The sequence below is a fragment of the Rubinisphaera margarita genome (assembly GCF_022267515.1).
Classification (GTDB): Bacteria; Planctomycetota; Planctomycetia; order Planctomycetales; family Planctomycetaceae; genus Rubinisphaera; species Rubinisphaera margarita.
This window is the reverse complement of the sequence record NZ_JAKFGB010000012.1, coordinates 318,673-335,387: the sequence shown is the minus strand read 5'-3', so window position 1 is coordinate 335,387 and position 16,715 is coordinate 318,673. Positions and strand designations below refer to the sequence as shown.

11 protein-coding genes are annotated in these 16,715 nt (G+C 57.2%); 9 read left to right on the top strand and 2 right to left on the bottom strand.

Annotated features, from left to right (window positions below):
* Positions 1–84 precede the first annotated feature (84 nt).
* A complete protein-coding gene (locus tag L1A08_RS09880) occupies positions 85–1,299 on the top strand; it encodes a DUF6268 family outer membrane beta-barrel protein (protein ID WP_238756182.1) in 1,215 nt (404 codons plus the stop codon).
* A gap of 4 nt (positions 1,300–1,303) precedes the next feature.
* Here L1A08_RS09880 and L1A08_RS09875 read toward each other — a convergent pair whose 3' ends face one another.
* Positions 1,304–2,584: a CCA tRNA nucleotidyltransferase gene (locus L1A08_RS09875; protein ID WP_238756181.1), complete on the bottom strand. Its 1,281-nt coding sequence runs from the start codon at positions 2,582–2,584 to the stop codon at positions 1,304–1,306.
* A gap of 37 nt (positions 2,585–2,621) precedes the next feature.
* Here L1A08_RS09875 and L1A08_RS09870 point away from each other — a divergent pair, with 37 nt between their 5' ends.
* Positions 2,622–3,695 carry a serine hydrolase domain-containing protein gene (locus L1A08_RS09870; protein ID WP_261362814.1) on the top strand — a complete coding sequence of 358 codons (1,074 nt, stop codon included), beginning with the start codon at positions 2,622–2,624 and terminating at the stop codon, positions 3,693–3,695.
* Here L1A08_RS09870 and L1A08_RS09865 read toward each other — a convergent pair.
* A complete protein-coding gene (locus tag L1A08_RS09865; protein WP_238756179.1) occupies positions 3,692–6,466 on the bottom strand; it encodes a serine/threonine-protein kinase in 2,775 nt (924 codons plus the stop codon). The two genes, L1A08_RS09870 and L1A08_RS09865, sit on opposite strands and share 4 nt — an antisense overlap.
* A 498-nt stretch (positions 6,467–6,964) precedes the next feature.
* Between L1A08_RS09865 and L1A08_RS09860 the strand changes: the two genes are divergently transcribed.
* From L1A08_RS09860 to L1A08_RS09830, 7 genes are all read left to right on the top strand, one after another.
* The gene (locus tag L1A08_RS09860) at positions 6,965–7,672 is read left to right on the top strand and encodes a TIGR04282 family arsenosugar biosynthesis glycosyltransferase (protein ID WP_238756178.1); all 708 of its coding nucleotides are present in this window, start codon (positions 6,965–6,967) and stop codon (positions 7,670–7,672) included.
* A gap of 88 nt (positions 7,673–7,760) precedes the next feature.
* The gene (locus tag L1A08_RS09855; RefSeq protein ID WP_390896873.1) at positions 7,761–8,207 is read left to right on the top strand and encodes a response regulator; all 447 of its coding nucleotides are present in this window, start codon (positions 7,761–7,763) and stop codon (positions 8,205–8,207) included.
* Positions 8,208–8,298: 91 nt separating this feature from the next.
* Complete coding sequence (dtd, locus tag L1A08_RS09850) at positions 8,299–8,748, top strand: D-aminoacyl-tRNA deacylase (RefSeq protein ID WP_238756174.1); 450 nt, start codon at positions 8,299–8,301, stop codon at positions 8,746–8,748.
* Positions 8,748–9,851, top strand: a complete 1,104-nt coding sequence (locus L1A08_RS09845; RefSeq protein ID WP_238756173.1) for a methyltransferase — start codon at positions 8,748–8,750, stop codon at positions 9,849–9,851. The genes dtd and L1A08_RS09845 overlap by 1 nt, the downstream gene beginning before the upstream one ends.
* Before the next feature lie 358 nt (positions 9,852–10,209).
* Complete coding sequence (locus tag L1A08_RS09840) at positions 10,210–11,547, top strand: DUF1501 domain-containing protein (protein WP_390896856.1); 1,338 nt, start codon at positions 10,210–10,212, stop codon at positions 11,545–11,547.
* 210 nt (positions 11,548–11,757) lie between these two features.
* Positions 11,758–14,190, top strand: a complete 2,433-nt coding sequence (locus L1A08_RS09835; protein WP_238756171.1) for a peptidase — start codon at positions 11,758–11,760, stop codon at positions 14,188–14,190.
* A gap of 72 nt (positions 14,191–14,262) precedes the next feature.
* Positions 14,263–16,713: a DUF1549 and DUF1553 domain-containing protein gene (locus tag L1A08_RS09830; protein ID WP_238756170.1), complete on the top strand. Its 2,451-nt coding sequence runs from the start codon at positions 14,263–14,265 to the stop codon at positions 16,711–16,713.
* Positions 16,714–16,715: the final 2 nt, after the last annotated feature.

Below are 16,715 nucleotides of genomic sequence, written 5' to 3'. Positions count from 1 at the left end.
TGGCGGTCGAGGTTGACAGTACGGAACGGGAAGGCATATGAAATGCCCCCCTCACCCCTCGTCTCCCTTCCCGCCGGACTGTCCATGAATCCCCCTCGCGCGTTCTGGCTGGTTGTCGTACTGCCGGCTCTGTTTGCCAGCACGGTTGCGGCGCAGCCCGCAGGAACTGTCCGCAGTTTCCATGTGCTGGAACCGGTTACGCAGGACTCGACCCAGCTTCCGGTCACAATTCTTACCGATGACTTCCGGCAGAAGCTCTCCGCACCTTCACCGCTTGCCGCAGAGCAGGCCCCGAGTGCTATCCCGCCCGGCCATAGTGAAGCCTTCGAGATCGAATCGGAGACTCGCTCTCTGGGCTATGAGGAACCAGACTACACCGGAGTTCCAGAACCTCCCCAGGAAACCGTCCTTGCGTCTTATACCGATGATTTCGCGGTGCTCGGGAATTCGCTCGACGAAGCTTACGACGCAGCCGACGGGACCACGTCGCCAGAGCTGCTTCCTGCCGAACCGGGCTGTCTGGAGAAGAACGAGGCACCCTGGATCAAATTGAAGTCGACTTCGTTGACTGCGACTACGATCCCCGGGTCAGGTGACGATTTCGGCATCACCGACTTCAGTATCGGAATGAAAATTGGCAGCCCGCGGCTCCCGTTTCTGAGCATGTCTCCCCGCTATCAGATGACCTTTCTGAATGGACCACTGACGACCGACGTTCCCGAGACGCTGCATCGGGCTTCACTCAGCATCATGGGGATGATGCCGTTCTCGCCAACCTGGATCGGGCAGGTCGTCGTCACGCCTGGAGTTGCCAGCGACTTTCGGAACACGTCTTCCGACAGTATCCGGGTTACTGGACACGCTCTGGCGATCTTTATGCCTTCCAAAGAAACACAATGGATGTTCGGCGTTGTCTATCTCGATCGGGAAGATGTCTCAATCCTGCCGGCCGTCGGCGTGATCTACTCGCCAGACTCCGACCTGCGATTTGAAGTGTCCTTTCCGCGGCCCCGAGTCCTCAAGCGTCTCTCCTGTGAAGGGGAGAATGAACGCTGGGTCTATATTGCCGGCGAATTCGGGGGGGGAAGCTGGGCGGTCGAACGGGCCAATCAGACCGACGATATCCTGACGATCCGCGACTACCGGTTACTCGGCGGGATGGAATTCAAACGCCCTGAGAACCGGGAACTCTTCTGGGAAGCTGGCCTCGTCTTCGGGCGGACGATTGAATACGACTCCGGTATGGGCGACTTCGACCAGGACCCGGCCTTCATGTTCCGCGGTGGAGTCACGTTTTGAGAGATCAGTCGTTCTGCAGGCCGAGCAGCTCCAGCCCTTCTTCTCGAGTGCGGATCTGCTCATCCAGCTGAGCGCGGCGGACACGGGCGAGCATCTCGGAGAATTCAGGCCCGGGGCGAAGACCCGCGGAGATCAGATCGGCTCCCGTTACGCAGGGTGGGGGATCGAGTCGTTCCGGCGGAGTCGACTGCAGATAGTGCTCGCAAAAGTCGAAGCCTGATGATTCCTGTCCAACGCCGACGGCACGAACGCGAGTCCACTCCAGCAACAGATCGCGGCTGCGATGATGCAGCAGGGTCTTCAGAAGGTGGAGCGGCAGATTCGCGGCATCGTCGAGATCCTGTTGATGCTCAACGAGCCAGCTGATTTCGTCACACTCTCGATTCGATAACCGCAGGCGCCGACAGATCGACTCGACCATCGTGTCCGGCGACCGTGCCGAGGAGTCGGGATCGACTTTCCCGTGAAGCCCACGCAGCAGAATCGCCAGCGCAAGTTCAAAGCTATCGATCTTCTGAAGCCTCCAGAGTGTGATCGTCTCCGCCCAATACTCAGATCCCGCGATTGGCGCGAGTTCCGGCAGGATGACCGGCATCAGTCCCAGCGATATCAACAATTCGCAGGCACGTGCCCGATTCGGATGCGCCAGTGTGGCTCTCAGTTCCTGAGCGATTCGCTCCGGGCTCACGGCTTTCAGTTCGGCAGCCTGATGGCAAATCGCAGCAGCAGTCGCTGAATCGAGTTCAAAGTCGAAACGAGCCGTAAACCGTACGGCGCGCAGCATTCGCAACTTATCTTCGGCGATCCGGGCCGCTGGATCCCCAATGGAACGGATCACGCGACGCTTGAGATCTTCCTGGCCGCCGACATAATCGAGGACACCTTTGCGAATCGGATCGTAGAACATTCCGTTGATCGTGTAATCGCGACGAAGGGCGTCTTCCCGGGGCGAAGAGAAGGTGACCGTATCCGGTCGTCGTCCGTCGGAATACGAGCCATCGGTTCGGAAGGTCGCCACCTCCACTTTGAGATGCTCGCCTGATTCGTCTCTGGGGCCAATAACCACAATTACGCCGAAACTCTCTCCGATCGCCAGTGTGCTGCGTTTGCCGAACAGAGTGCGAACCTGTTCGGGTGTGGCACTGGTGGCGACATCGTAGTCTTTGGGCGGGATATTCATCAGCAGATCGCGGACACATCCTCCTGCCCAGTAGGCTTCAAAGCCGGCATCGGCAAGACGATCGACAATGCGAAGCGCAAACTGGCGTTGAGAATCACTCAGCATACTTGAACTCGTAACGACCACTGACAGGACCAGAGAGATGGATTTTCCGCGTTTCCGAGAAGTCGCAGAACAAGGGATCGACAAGAACCTCCATCGGGGAGTTCAGGTGAGTGTATCAATCGGAGAAGCCGAGTTCGACGACGCTGTCGGATTCACCGATGAGACCCGCCAACTGAAGCCCGCCGATCCGATGTTCTGGCTTTCTTCCGCGAAGCCGATCACCGCCGCAGCCATCCTCCAGCTTCAGGAACGGAGTGATCTGCAGGTCTCCGATCCGCTCCAGCGATTCTTTCCCGGTTTCCCGGAGTGGCTCGGGACTGCCACTCTCGCTCAACTGCTGTCGCACTTCTCTCGGCTACCGGAAGTTCATTCCGGCTGGCCTCCCGCCGACCTTCAGGAAGCCGCGAAGACGATTCAGAAGAAAACGGCGGAAGGCGATCCGGCGTCTCTCCGAGCCGCTTATCTTCCTTCGACAAGCTGGTTCCTGCTGGGTGCGATCATCGAACAGCTCAGCGGTACGACCTTCCCCGACTACATTGATCAGAACATTCTGCAGCCTTGCGCGATGAACGAAACTCGCAGCATCGCCGAGCCCGAAAACATTGAAGAACACCTTACGCTTTTCGATCGCGCGAAGGGAGCGTTGAAGCCGAGCCTGCTGTTGGAGCGAAAGCACGCAACGACCCCGTCTCCGGGTTCAAGCTTTCGCGGACCGGCTGGCGATCTCCGGCGATTCTACGACATGCTCCGGAACAACGGAGCAGGGCGTGCGGGGCATGTTCTGAAATCCGCTTCCCTGGAGCAGATGACTCAGCCACACCGGAAAGGGGAGTTCGACCAGACATTGCAGCACACTGTGGATTATGGGCTCGGCCTGATTCTCGATTCCAAGAGATACGGTGCCGAGACGGTTCCTTATGGATTCGGCGATGCCGCTTCGCCGCGAGCGTACGGTCACGGCGGCTCTCAGTGTGCGATCGGTTTCGCCGATCCAGAACGCGACTGCAGCGTCGTGATCATCGCCAACGGGCGTCCCGGGGAGGGGCAGCACCAGCGCCGGTTCCGCCAGCTGCTTGAAGCTCTGGAGCAGGATCTGGGTTGGAATCGCTAAGGCGAGACCGCTCCGACGTAGGGCTTGTATCCCTGGGCTCCGGGGATTCGCCCCTTGCCGTTGGCGGGCTTCAGGTATTCCCACTTCTCGGCATCGGTCGACCTGAATTCGATGTCTTTCACATCGAACTTCGAGTTCTCACCGAAGGCGATCGCAGCCGCGGTTCCCTCGGCCGGCTTTGCTTTCGTCGTCCAGTTCCAGGCGGTCCCGGGAGGATTGGCCTGGATGACTCCGGTCAGCTGATCCAGATTTCCATCCTGTCGGACAGTGAAGTCGGCCTGCCTGGAGTCCACAAAGAGATTACGGCTCAACACCAGGGCGTTGCTGTTGTCAGCCGGCACCGACTGGAACTCAATCGCTGTTCCACAGGAAGCAAAGGTATTGTTACTGAGGACGACCGACTCGAGCGTCGGCTGAGGTGTGTCGACCTGAATTCCGGTCACCAGATCACGGAATGTCGATTCCTGAATGTTCAGCCACCGAACCAGATCGGTGCGGCAGATGAAGCCGGCCTGCGCCGGACCGACAAATCGGCAATTCGTGACGTCGATACTCTCACAGGTAGCTTCACCACTGCGAAGGACGACTCCCACGGAGGATTCGACATCCGAGCGGATCGTGCAGCGGTCGAGGCGGCAGGGCGTACTATAGAGCCCGGCAACTCCCGCCATGTCGACGCCGACCTGCGTGTATCCTTCGATTCGGCAGTTTCGCAGTACGAGTCCCGGACAGCGTTCCGCGATGTAAATCGCTTCGTTACTGTTCTGTGCCTGAAAATGAATGTTCTCGAGGATGAGACCTTCCACATTCTGCAACCGCAGAATGGTTGATCCCTCCGCTCCCTTCCAGACAATCGGCTTTTCCGACTCGGGGAGGATGCGCATGCGACTTGGGAATCCGATCGGCGGATCGATCAGTTCGACCGATTCATTCAGCTCGGTGCCCGCTTTGATGATCATCCGACGCTCATCCGAGTAGAACTGATTGTCCTGCGTCTTGAGATACTCGAATGCTTTGGTGATTGTCGGGAACGTTCCTCCCTCACCGATCGTCATCTGCACGCCCACAATCGGTGCGTCTTCGGGCATCTCCGGCGGCGTATTAGGAACCGCAGCAGCCGAAGAGCCGCCCCCCTGTTGATTGCTGCCATTTGGCGTATCGGGAGTATCACCGCCCGAGAAAAAGAGCGGAGCAAGTACCAGGGCCAGAACCGCGACACCAATGCCCGTCGCCATTTTAGGATTTGCCTGAAGCCAGTTCTTCGCCTTATCCAGCGGAGAGACGGCCGCAGCTCGCCGCTTTCGCGAAGCCGGCTGTGAGGGAACAGGTTCCGGCTCGGCTTCGACCACATTCGAACCGGCGGGGATCGCTGAGTCCGACGGAATCGCAGATAGCCCGCCACTTGATTTCGCGGCCCGCCGCCCCGACTCTTTCTCATCGAGGGAAATGTCGGCTGGATTCAGGCTGGAGCCGGAATCTGACTTCGGCTGCCTGCTGATGCCCGAGAGCTTCTTCCCGGACTTTCCTCCCGATCGCGGACCGCCGAGCAGTCCGCGATCGGAATCAGTCGTGTCGTTGCCGATCATCGTCAGGAAGTCACCAAACTCATCGGTGGCCGGAGCCACTTCCATCGACTCGGAGATCTTCGGCGGAGCAGCGGAGGAGATCGTTCTTCGTCCCGTCGACTCCCATTGTTTTTCGTGCTCTTCAAGCCATTCCTGATCGGCGTTGGCCGAGATCCAGTCTTTCAAAGCCGACGAGATCTCTTCAGCCGTCTGAAAACGGTCGTCGGCTTTTTTCGCCATCATCTTTTCGATGATCTGCGTCAGTGACTCCGGAACGTCGGTCCGATACGTCGAGATCGCCGGCGGCTCCTGCGTCTGATGAGCCATCAATCGTTGAGCGAGACTTCCCTGTTCGAACGGAGCGTGTCGCGTCAGAAGGAAGTAGAAGGTGCATCCCAGGCTGTAGATATCCGCTCGGGAATCAACATTGTGACTGTTGATCGCCTGTTCGGGCGCCAGAAAGTCGGCGGTTCCCAGAACGCGTTCGTCATGCTGGATGGTGAGAGACTTGTCATCACTCTCGTTGAAGAACCGCGCCAGTCCCATATCGAGGATTTTGACAACGCCTTTCTGATCGAGCAGCAGGTTCCCCGGTTTGATATCGCGGTGAACCAGGCCCTCTTCGTGGGCGTGCTGAAGCCCCTTCGCCGCCTGGCGGATATGCTCCGCGGCATCCACCGGATCAAGGGGACCATCCTGCATGATCACTTCATGGAGATTGCGTCCCTCCACGTATTCCATGACGAGAAAATGGACATCTGCTTTGCCGTCGCTGAAATGATCGACGTCGTAGGCTCGCACGATGTGCGGATCGTCCAGGGAGGCTGCCGCCTGGGCTTCGAGATGGAACCGCCCCAAATATGACGTGTCATTCACCCGACTGGAAGGGAGCACCTTGATCGCGCAATGACGTTTCATCACGGAGTGCTCGGCCAGATAAACGGCACTCATGCCGCCACGGCCGAGGAGTTTCAGGAGTTTGTACTTTCCGAGAAAGAACCCCTTATGCTTGCCGGCGAGCAGTTTTTCCGCCTGCCAGGTCGTGATGTCGCCGGAGTCGATGAACGCGCGAGCCGTTTGCCGGGCATCTCCCAGATTGACATTGGATGCCTCCAGGTCCGCCATGCGAGCCTGATATCGGTCCTCCGAAATCAATCCGCTCTTTTTTAGAGCTTCTGCAAACGCGTTCATGGTTGTCGGGCTCATAAGATCGCATCCCTCTCCGTTGGCCCTCGACGACGTTTCTCATGAGAGTAGCCGCTACACGAATGGCCGGGCTCGCGGACGTCTCAGAAGGACGGACGGACGAGTTGCCTGTACAACAGAGTCTGGATGTCGAAAATCTCTGTGACCGCGATACGACGGCGATCACATCAGTAACTCATTCCGGACCGCAGGTACGACAACTCGGATCGATTTGTCTGAAAGGAAACAGTACCTGTTAGGAACGTGGTAATGTCAGTTCGTAACTTCAATGGTATCGGCGAACGTACTGAGAACAATTCGCTAACGCGAATCCGCCGGAGAAAACCTCCGCAAATCCCGCAGTCGTACTTCTCGCGATTCCAATAAGAATACGTTGATGCCGGAGGGCGTTGCAATTGATTCGCTCTCTTTTTCCCCAACTTTACCGGTCTCGTAGACAGACCTTCACAGACCTGTTCCCAACCTCTCGCGACAGAAGCTCGCCCAGAGAAAGACCGCATGAATCCCGATATCCCTTACTCGTCGCTCGGCATCTTTCTGAAACGTCCTACCCCGGGGAAAGTGAAATCCCGTCTGGGGGCTGCTGTCGGCAACGAGCGGGCAGCGGAACTCTACGCCTGTTTCGTCGCCGACATCCTGGACCGCTTCGGTTCGCTCGCCTCAAAAACAATCCTAGCTCACAGTCCGGCAGGAGACCGCGTCAACGACTGGCTTCATTCTACGAATCTCGAATCGGCCGAACTCTGGTCGCAACCCGAAACAAACCTCGGCCAACGTCTGGCCTCGTTCTTCGAGCACGCGTTCTCCGATGGAATCACCAGGCGAACTGTCGTAATCGGGACCGACAGCCCCACGCTTCCCAGGGAATATCTGACCGAAGCCTTTGACCTGCTCACGTCGACAGATTGCGTGGTTGGTCCCTCCGCGGACGGCGGATACTATCTGCTTGGGCTCAGACGTCCTCATTCTCCGCTGTTCGAGGGAGTCAACTGGAGCAGCCCCGACGTGCTCCAGCAGACTACAGCGAGAATTTTCGAGTCCGGGCTGACGATGAAAACGCTGCCACTCTGGTATGATGTCGACGAGTCCGATAATTTACGAATGCTGCGGGGGCATCTGTCTGCACTGGCACTGTCTGGACAGACCGATCTCCCGCAACGTACCCGGGCATGGATTGCGGCGTGTGACTGGTTCGGAACCCAGTAGCCGAGTCCCCAGAATGCTGGATGCGTTTTTCGCCCCGACACCGTCTCTGTACGGCTATTCTCCTGCTTCCCGATGGGATTCACCGGATATGACCGATAAGAAGCTGCCGAACCGAATTCTGATCGCCGACGATAACCCTCAGAATCGCGAGTTGATCGACGCCTACCTCGGCGAAGAAGACTACGAAATTGCCATGGCCGAAGATGGTCAGGCAACTCTGGAACAAGTGGCCGCGTTTCAGCCGGATCTGATTCTGCTCGACATCATGATGCCCAAAATGAGTGGGTTCGAAGTCTGCCATCAACTCAAACGGGACGAGAAAACCAAATCGATCCCGGTTCTGATCGTGACGGCTCTGCGGGATTCCGCAGATATCGAAAAAGCCGTCGAAGCCGGCGCAGACGACTTTCTTTCGAAACCGATTCATCGCCTGGAACTGCTGACTCGCGTTCGTTCACTGCTGCGTGTGCGGCATCTGACTAATGAACGTGATCGTCTGCTGGAGTATCTTCGCCAGATGGAAAATGTCGGCTGAACATTCCCGGCAGCGACCTGCAAATCCGTTTCCACCCCCTCCGCCAAGCTCAATTGTGGCCTGCGCGAACTGAATTTTCGAATCTGTCTTCATGCGTGCCGTCGTCCAACGTGTTTCGTCCTCGTCCGTAGAAGTGGACGAGAATATCGTCGGACAGATCGGCCCGGGGCTCATGGTTTTGCTCGGAGTTGGGCAGGACGACACGGCGAAAGATGCCATCTGGATGGCGGAGAAGGTCGCGACGCTGCGAATCTTCCACGACGAGGCAGGGAAGATGAATCGATCCCTGATCGACGTCGGAGGAGCAGCCCTGGTGATCAGTCAGTTCACGCTCTTCGGCGACTGCCGCAAAGGCCGGCGGCCCAGCTTTATCGAAGCGGCCCCTCCAACGCAGGCTAACCAGTTCTACCAGGAGTTCGTCGCCGAGCTTCGAGGGCAGGGGGTTAAGGTCGAAACAGGACAGTTTCAGGCGGAGATGCGTGTTTCACTCGTTAACGAAGGCCCGGTCACGTTGATGATCGACAGCAGGAAGACATTTTAATGGCGCAGAAGCGACGACGTCGCAAGCAGCAGGCTCCCCAGTTCGAGGATGAGATTCCCTACATTCCCCCGCGAACCGAGGAGCAGTTGCTCATCGAGCATCTCGTCTCGCTCAAAGCCGGGCGGATCCTCTGCACCAGCCATGGACGCGGTCAGCTGGCCGGGTTTCTTGCCAGCGAGAACGCCGGGGCGGATGTCTGCTGTCATTACCTCGACTCTCATTATGCCTCTCTCTGCGAGGAGTACTGGGCTGAAGCAGACCATGCTCCCCTCGTCATCTGCGCTCCCGATCTGCCGGACCGGGAGTTTGATGTCGCCTGCATCCCTGTCCACAATCAGGGAGACGCCGAGCTGACCCGGGACCTGATGCAGCAGGCTTACCAGCGGCTGAAGCATCAGGGCACTCTGTACTGTGCCGTCAACTCTCCGAACGACACGTGGCTGCACGAGCAGATGCAGGCTCTGCACAAGAAAGTCACCCGCACCCCCAAACGCCGCGGCGTCATTTACTCGATCGTCAAAACGTCTCCACTGAAGAAAGAGCGAGACTTCACGGCTCAGTTCCCCGTCGTCTTCAATGAACGGGAGTTGACCCTGACAACCCGACCGGGTGTCTTCAGTCATCGTCGACTTGACGCCGGGGCCTGGGCACTGATGAAAGCCATGACAATTAAGGACGGCATGCAGGTTCTGGATATCGGTTGCGGCTGTGGTGCAGTCGGCATCGCCGCGGTGATGTCGATGAAACGGGGCCGGGTCACCGCGATCGATTCCAATGCCCGAGCCGTGCAGAGCACGATGCGAAACATCGAATCCAATCTGACCGACGAGGAGCAACAGAGAATTCAGGTCCTGCAGACGCATACAGGCAAACTCAAAGCCGAGGGAGAATTCGACCTCGTGCTTGCCAACCCGCCCTATTTTTCCAACTTCGCGATTGCAAAGCTCTTCATCGACACGGCTCGCCGCTCCCTCCGGCACCGCGGACGATTGATGATCGTCACGAAAATGCCCGACTGGTACGAGGAATACCTACCCGACATCTTCCGCCGCGTTAAAATCGACAAAACCGGTCCCTACGCGATTATCACGGCAACTCAGTAAGTTCACGGAAAATTTTCCGATTGAAACTTGACGAAAAATCCATGCGCCCGCAAAAATTTCTCAATTACACTTGTTTTGCGACAATTGGCTCATTGACATGCAATTCAATTGATATGTAAACTCAATTGGTGTGTGTGGCTTGATTCAATTGCCGATGTAACAAGTGTCGAACTTGAAACGTCGACAACCTACCTGAAACCTCCTCAAGCCTGCCTCAATTGGTGATTCGTCGGTCGGGGGACCCACGAGTTGCTACTTACCTTTACGGGGACGAACGAAGGGACTTGCGCATTCCCTGCGATCTTCTTCATGCCTGAACTGGACTCGAGCCTTCCAATTTAACCAAGGAGATACACGCATGGGTCACGTAGAAGCTTCACGTAGCTGTAATCCTACACATTTCCAACGACTTTCTCGGCGTGGATTTCTTTCGGTCGGTGCGCTCGCAGGCGCAGGACTGACATTGCCGGACCTGTTCCGCCTTCAGTCCGCTCAGGCCGATCTGAAAGATTATTCGAACTTTGAAGGCACGGCCAAGTCCGTCATTCACATCTTTCTGCCCGGGGGGATGGCTCAGCAGGAATCGTTCGACCCGAAGCCGTATGCTCCAATCGAGTATCGCGGCGAGATGAAGCAGATCAAAACCAAAATCGACGGTCACCTGTTCGGCGAATCGCTGCCGAAAACCGCGGCCATCGCCGACAAGCTGACGATCATCAACTCGATGACGCACGGTGAAGCCGCCCACGAACGTGGCACGCACAACATGTTCACTGGATATCGGCCGAGCCCGGCGCTTCAGTATCCGAGCATCGGCTCGATCATCAGTTACGAATACGGTCCTCGCAATAACCTCCCGCCGTACGTCTGCATTCCAAACCAGCCGAACGAATATGCGGGGACAGGTTACCTGAGCTCCTCCTACGCCGCCTTCAGCCTCGGTAGCGATCCGGCTTCCAATGGGTTCAAGGTTCGCGATCTGGATATGTATGCCGGCATCGACGAATCGCGATTCGCGACCCGTCGCTCGGCTCTGGACGCTGTCAACGAGCATTTCCGCTCCATTGAGAAGTCTGATAAGCTGGCCGCCATGGATTCGTTCTACGAGCGGGCCTACTCGATGATCAGCTCTCCGAAAGCTCGCGAAGCCTTCGATCTCGAAAAGGAAGACGGCAAGCTGCGGGATTCGTACGGCCGTAATCAGGCCGGTGCCCGCATGCTGATGGCCCGTCGTCTGGTCGAGGCTGGTGTCCGCATGGTCAACCTGACTTACGGCGGCTGGGACATGCACAGCGGAATCGTGGCGGGATTCAAGCGGCAGATGCCGGAATTCGACCAGGCTTTCTCGGCGCTGATCAACGATCTCGACTCCCGTGGACTGCTTGACGAGACACTCGTCATGGTTTCCTCGGAATTCGGTCGTACGCCGAAGATCAACAAAGACGCCGGCCGCGATCACTGGCCAAAGGTCTTCAGTGTTGCTCTCGCCGGTGGTGGTGTGAAGCGCGGCTTCGTGTACGGAACTTCGGATTCCACGGCGACCGAGCCGGAAACCGATCCAGTTGGTCCGGAAGACCTGTTCACGACGGTTTACCACACGATGGGAATCGTTGCCGACAAGGAAATCATGGCACCTGGCGATCGCCCGATCGAAATCGTCGATGGCGGCAAGGTCGTTAAAGAAATCCTTGCGTAAATCTGAATCTCAATCCCCCGCAGCCGTTGCGCGTTCAACTGGACTGCGGGGGACATTTTCCATTTCCAGCTGCATCTGACGCTGGGAAGGAGGGTCGCTCGTCGACCAAAAACTTACATACGCTGCAAATGTCCGTGAGCAAGGGGGGAATCGCTCATGATGGGACGGAATACGCCTTTCTGTCGACCTGCTGTTACTGGTCTGTTAATCGTGGCTGCACTGTTTGTCAGCCAATCTGCGACAGCGACTGCTGCCGATCCCGATTTGACTCGGCTCTCACCATACGGTGCTCAGCGGGGCCAGGAGGTGGAAGTCACCTTTTCAGGCGACCGGCTGGATGACGCTGTCGAAGTCATCTCCTACGAGCCGGGACTGGAGATCACTGGAGTGGTCGCCCCGGAAGACAAGAAGGGGAAGACCGTCACTGCTAAGGTGAAGGTCAAGGAAGATTCCCCGCTCGGAGCACATCGGCTGCGAATTCGCACGAAGACCGGTCTGACAAAGATCGCCAACTTCTTCGTCGGCAACTATCCGGTCGTCAATGAGAAAGAACCAAATACCGACTTCACGACTCCCAACACGATCGAGATGAATCAGACCGTGCACGGTCAGATCGACAATGAAGATGTCGATTATTTCGTCGTGCCTGCTAAGAAGGGACAGCGCCTCACCGCGGAAGTCGAAGGACTCCGCATGGGAACCTACTTCCTGGGTGCGAACTTCTTCGACCCCTACGTGGCCATCCTGAACGAAGCACGCTTTGAACTGGCGGCCTGCGACGATCACGCCTTGACCTACCAGGATGGTTTCGCTTCGATCATCGTTCCTGAAGACGGCAACTACATCGTTGAAGTTCGAGACGCCTCCTACGGTGGTCACAGTGCTTCGCTCTACCGGCTCCATGTCGGTGACTACATCCGCCCGACCGCCACGGTTCCTGCCGGTGGACAGCCGGGAGAAACGGTCAACGTCACTTTCTATGGCGATGTCACCGGCCCGTTCCAGCAGCAGGTCACCTTGCCGTCCAAGAAGGAGATCGACTTCGGAATTTTCGCGGGTCAGGGGGCAGCGGCTTCGCCCACTCCGAATCGCTTCTGGCTCTCCGCGTTGCCGAATGTGATCGAAACGGAACCGAACGAAGATCGTGCTCAGGCAACCGAGATCAGCATCCCCGCCGCTGCGAACGGCATCGTGCTGTCCGAGACTGACACCGACTACTTCAAGATGGCCATGAAAAAGGACCAGGAAGTCGATATCGACGTCATCGCCCGCCGGGTCCGCTCTGCCATCGATTCCGTAATCGACGTATATGACGAAAATGGCCGACGACTCGCCGGCGACGATGACCGTAAACGTCCTGACAGCTGGGTGCGTTTCAAAGCTCCAGCAGACGGGAACTTCTATTTCCGCGTCCGAGATCAGCTCAACAACGGGGGTGCCGATTTTCACTACCGCGTGGAAGTGACTCCGGTGAGCCCGGCGATGGAAATTACAACGAACGAAGAACAGCGTTACGTCCAACCGGATGTCGAGATTCCGCAGGGAAGTCGCACCGCGATGCTGCTGAGCGTGAAACGGGAGAACTTCGGCGGAGCCGTTCAGTTTATCTCCGAGAACCTGCCGGCTGGCGTGCGGATGGAATCGCCTGAAAACTGGGCCTCTGACGGTGTCGTTCCACTGATGTTCCATGCCGAGGAGAATGTCGAACTGGGTAGTCAGTTCGCCCGCGTTATCGGTCAGTGGACACATCCCAGCAACAAGGATCTCGTCGTCACCGCACCTGTCGAGCAGCATCACATGAAGGTCCGCGGACGTAACCAGAACGATTACGTCTGGCTCGAACGGCTTGACCAGATTCCGATCGTGACCACTGAGAAAGTCCCGTTCGATATCCAGATCGTTCAGCCCAAGGTTCCTCTTGTTCGCGGCGGGCAGATGCAACTGAAAGTTGTGGCCACCCGTGCCGAAGGATTCGATGAAGAAATCCGGGTGCAGGTCCTTCAGAACCCGCCCGGAGTCAACTCGAGTCGGTCGGTGAAGATTGAGAAGGGCCAGACTGAAGCCCTGATTCCGATCAACGCTTCGGGCAATGCTCCGATTCAGGAATCGGCTATCACTGTGACGGGAACTGCTCGTGTCGGAAATGGGAATATCTCCATCAATACGCCCTTCGCGACGCTGAGAGTTGCCGAGAAGTATTTGAACCTCGAATTCGTCTCAGCTGCGACAGAGCAGGGCGCTCCGGTTGATCTCCAGGTGAAAGTCACCAATCTCACTCCATTTGAAGGCAAGGCAACGGTGAAGCTCGTTGGACTGCCGGCCAAGACTTCGACAGTGGATAAAGAGATTACGAAGGACGATGCCGAGATCGTTTTCCCGATCACGACTGACCCGGCTTCACCGGTCGGCGAAACCAAGAATCTCTTCTGCCAGATTACGGTGACGGAGAACGGCGAACCGATCATTCACAGCATCGGTTCGGGTCGTCTCCGGATCAACAAACCGGCTCCGGTCGTAGTCGCCAAGCCGAAGGTTGAAGAGAAGCCAACCGAGAAAAAGCCGGCTCCGCCGAAGCCCAAGGTTCTGTCGCGCCTCGAGCAGCTCCGGCTGCAGCAGGAACAGCTTCGTAACCAGGCCAATTAATCCCTAAGTCGTTTCATGCATCCCACCCCATCTGCCCTGCCTGATATCGTGAGATCAAAAAGGATCACACCGATGAACGTTAAAGCCCGCATCACGACGATTGCCGCACTGTTCGCAGTGTGCCTGGCTTCGTTTGCCGCAACCCAGGCGGCCGAAGACCGGTCGCTCGTTAAAATTGGACTCTATCCTCCCCAGGTGAACCTGAAGACCGCGAAGGACAAGCAGTCCATCGTCGTCCAGGCGGTTTACGCCGACGGGGTGACCGAAGATGTCACAGCCAAGGCCGAGTTGAAACTGGTCGGCGCAGCCTGTGCGCGGATCGATGGAGCGATGCTCTATCCGGTTGCGGATGGCTCCGCGACACTCGAATGTACCTTCAACGGCGAGAAAGCTTCCGCACCGGTCAAGGTTGTGGAAGCGACGGCGCCGCGTCCGGTCAGCTTCAAGCTCGATGTCATGCCTGTCTTTATGAAGGCGAACTGTAATACCGGGAGTTGCCATGGCGCCGCCCGCGGTAAAGACGGTTTCATGCTGTCGCTGTTTGGTTACGATCCGGATGGCGACCACCATCGCATTACCCGGGAGCAGTTGGGCCGCCGCATCAATCTCGGTGTCCCCGAAGCCAGCCTGCTGGTTCAGAAGGGGACCGGTTCGGTTCCGCACACAGGTGGCAAGTGCTTCGAAACAGATTCGCCCTACGCGAAAGACATGATCGAATGGATCGCGAACCAGTGCCCGAAAGATCCGGCTGACATTCCTTACTGCGATTCGATCTCGCTCTACCCGGAACAGGCGGTTCTGGATGGAGCAGGCGCTCTACAGCAGTTGACCGTCCTCGCTCACTACTCGGACGGGACCGAACGGGATGTGACCAGCCTGGCATTGTTCCAGTCGAGCAATGACAACTCCGCGACCGTTGACAAACTCTCCGGCTTGATCACCGCCGGCAAGCGGGGCGAAGCGTTCGTAATGGCCCGTTTCGCAACGCACACCGTCGGCTCGCAGGTAATCGTGCTCCCGAAGGGGCTCGTCTACGAAGCCTCAAAAGAGCAGCCCTCGAACTACGTCGACGAGTTCGTGCTCGAGAAACTCAAGAAGCTGCGTATGAATCAGTCGCCGGTCTGCAGCGACGAAGTTTTCATTCGCCGTGCCTACATCGACCTTGTTGGTCAGGTCCCTTCCCCGGAAGAGTTCAACGCGTTCGTCGCTGATACCGCCCCGGACAAGCGGGCCAAGCTGATCGATGAATTGATTGAACGCAAAGAATTCACCGAACTGTGGGTCTCCAAGTGGGCCGAATGGCTCATGATGCGGTCCAACAATCAGGTGAGCTACAAATCGATCGTTCTGTACTACAACTGGCTGGCCGAGCAGATCGCGAAGAACGTGCCGCTCGATCAGATGACCAGAGAACTGCTGACCTGCAACGGCGGAACATTCACCGATCCGGCGACCAACTTCTACGAACTCGAACGCGACAACCTCAAGGTCGCCGAGAATGTCGCCCAGGTCTTCATGGGAATGCGGATTCAGTGTGCCCAGTGCCACAACCACCCATTCGACCGCTGGACACAGAACGACTACTACAGTTTCGCCGCATTCTTCTCGCAGATCGGCCGTAAACCGGCTGAAGATTACCGTGAGAGCATCATTTACAACCGTGGTGGTGGCGAAGTTAAACATCCGGTCACAAACCAGAATGCCGTCCCGGTCTTCCTGGGTGGTGGTCAACCGGAAATCAAAGGCGGTGCGGATCGTCGGGAAGTGATGGCCGAATGGCTGGCTTCGCCAGACAATCCGTTCTTTGCGGAAAACTTCTCCAACCGCATCTGGCATCATTTCTTCGGCATCGGGATCATCGATCCGGTTGATGACATCCGTGTCAGCAATCCGCCTTCGAATCCGGAACTGCTTAAGGAACTGGCCCGACGGTTCACGGAATCGGGTTACGACTACCGTCAGTTGATTCGTGAGATCTGCAACTCGAAGACTTATCAGCGATCAACGGAACGTAACGAGTCCAATGCGACCGATGAGAAGAACTTCGCCCACCAGAACACCCGACGCATCAAAGCCGAGTCTGCTCTGGATATCATCAGTCAGGTGACGAATACCAAGGACAAGTTCCGCGGTCTGCCGCTTGGTTCCAAGGCGACCCAGATTGCTGATGGCTCAACCTCCACCTACTTCCTGACGACATTCGGTCGCGCCACTCGCGAAACCGTCTGCTCCTGTGAAGTGAAGATGGAACCATCGTTGTCGCAGGCTCTGCACCTGCTCAATGGAGATACGGTCAACAGCAAGATCAAGAGCGGCGACGTCATCAAGACGTTTGTGCAGAACAAGACCCCGGCGGACGAGGTCATCACCGAACTCTATATCCGGTGTCTGTCGCGTAAGCCGCTGGAATCGGAACTGACGAAACTTCGTCCGTTGTTCGCGGATGAGAAGGGTTATCAGCAGGCCTGTGAAGATGTCTTCTGGGCACTTCTGAACAGCCGAGAGTTCCTGTTTAATCACTGATT

What these genes read in the sequence shown, in the direction of transcription:
- L1A08_RS09865 (WP_238756179.1), bottom strand. Translation starts at nt 6,466, where the DNA reads ATGAGCCCGACAACCATGAACGCGTTTGCAGAAGCTCTAAAAAAGAGC.
- L1A08_RS09845 (WP_238756173.1), top strand. Translation starts at nt 8,748, where the DNA reads ATGGCGCAGAAGCGACGACGTCGCAAGCAGCAGGCTCCCCAGTTCGAG.
- L1A08_RS09840 (WP_390896856.1), top strand. Translation starts at nt 10,210, where the DNA reads ATGGGTCACGTAGAAGCTTCACGTAGCTGTAATCCTACACATTTCCAA.
- L1A08_RS09830 (WP_238756170.1), top strand. Translation starts at nt 14,263, where the DNA reads ATGAACGTTAAAGCCCGCATCACGACGATTGCCGCACTGTTCGCAGTG.
- L1A08_RS09860 (WP_238756178.1), top strand. Translation starts at nt 6,965, where the DNA reads ATGAATCCCGATATCCCTTACTCGTCGCTCGGCATCTTTCTGAAACGT.
- L1A08_RS09870 (WP_261362814.1), top strand. Translation starts at nt 2,622, where the DNA reads ATGGATTTTCCGCGTTTCCGAGAAGTCGCAGAACAAGGGATCGACAAG.
- L1A08_RS09875 (WP_238756181.1), bottom strand. Translation starts at nt 2,584, where the DNA reads ATGCTGAGTGATTCTCAACGCCAGTTTGCGCTTCGCATTGTCGATCGT.
- L1A08_RS09880 (WP_238756182.1), top strand. Translation starts at nt 85, where the DNA reads ATGAATCCCCCTCGCGCGTTCTGGCTGGTTGTCGTACTGCCGGCTCTG.
- L1A08_RS09855 (WP_390896873.1), top strand. Translation starts at nt 7,761, where the DNA reads ATGACCGATAAGAAGCTGCCGAACCGAATTCTGATCGCCGACGATAAC.
- dtd (WP_238756174.1), top strand. Translation starts at nt 8,299, where the DNA reads ATGCGTGCCGTCGTCCAACGTGTTTCGTCCTCGTCCGTAGAAGTGGAC.